Here is a 1,330-nt window from a genome sequence, read left to right as displayed (position 1 = left end):
CTTCCATGACGACAGGATAGTCTGAGGGTTATCTGTCACAGATTTGAGGGTGGTTCGTCACATTTGTTCTGACCTACTGAGGGTAATTTGTCACAGTTTTGCTGTTTCCTTCAGCCTGCATGGATTTTCTCATACTTTTTGAACTGTAATTTTTAAGGAAGCCAAATTTGAGGGCAGTTTGTCACAGTTGATTTCCTTCTCTTTCCCTTCGTCATGTGACTTGATATCGGGGGTTAGTTCGTCATCATTGATGAGGGTTGATTATCACAGTTTATTACTCTGAATTGGCTATCCGCGTGTGTACCTCTACCTGGAGTTTTTCCCACGGTGGATATTTCTTCTTGCGCTGAGCGTAAGAGCTATCTGACAGAACAGTTCTTCTTTGCTTCCTCGCCAGTTCGCTCGCTATGCTCGGTTACACGGCTGCGGCGAGCGCTAGTGATAATAAGTGACTGAGGTATGTGCTCTTCTTATCTCCTTTTGTAGTGTTGCTCTTATTTTAAACAACTTTGCGGTTTTTTGATGACTTTGCGATTTTGTTGTTGCTTTGCAGTAAATTGCAAGATTTAATAAAAAAACGCAAAGCAATGATTAAAGGATGTTCAGAATGAAACTCATGGAAACACTTAACCAGTGCATAAACGCTGGTCATGAAATGACGAAGGCTATCGCCATTGCACAGTTTAATGATGACAGCCCGGAAGCGAGGAAAATAACCCGGCGCTGGAGAATAGGTGAAGCAGCGGATTTAGTTGGGGTTTCTTCTCAGGCTATCAGAGATGCCGAGAAAGCAGGGCGACTACCGCACCCGGATATGGAAATTCGAGGACGGGTTGAGCAACGTGTTGGTTATACAATTGAACAAATTAATCATATGCGTGATGTGTTTGGTACGCGATTGCGACGTGCTGAAGACGTATTTCCACCGGTGATCGGGGTTGCTGCCCATAAAGGTGGCGTTTACAAAACCTCAGTTTCTGTTCATCTTGCTCAGGATCTGGCTCTGAAGGGGCTACGTGTTTTGCTCGTGGAAGGTAACGACCCCCAGGGAACAGCCTCAATGTATCACGGATGGGTACCAGATCTTCATATTCATGCAGAAGACACTCTCCTGCCTTTCTATCTTGGGGAAAAGGACGATGTCACTTATGCAATAAAGCCCACTTGCTGGCCGGGGCTTGACATTATTCCTTCCTGTCTGGCTCTGCACCGTATTGAAACTGAGTTAATGGGCAAATTTGATGAAGGTAAACTGCCCACCGATCCACACCTGATGCTCCGACTGGCCATTGAAACTGTTGCTCATGACTATGATGTCATAGTTATTGAC

1 protein-coding gene is annotated in these 1,330 nt (G+C 45.1%); it reads left to right on the top strand.

Features of this window, described 5'->3' with window-relative positions:
* Positions 1 to 607: 607 nt before the first annotated feature.
* Positions 608 to 1,330: AAA family ATPase (locus AWC02_RS02675; protein WP_146674371.1), on the top strand; the 723-nt coding region annotated here is incomplete at its 3' end.

Source organism: Mycolicibacter engbaekii, from assembly GCF_002101585.1.
Taxonomy (GTDB): domain Bacteria; phylum Actinomycetota; class Actinomycetes; order Mycobacteriales; family Mycobacteriaceae; genus Mycobacterium; species Mycobacterium engbaekii.
Note: the sequence above shows the minus strand (reverse complement) of the source record. Positions and strands in the feature narration are given on the sequence as shown.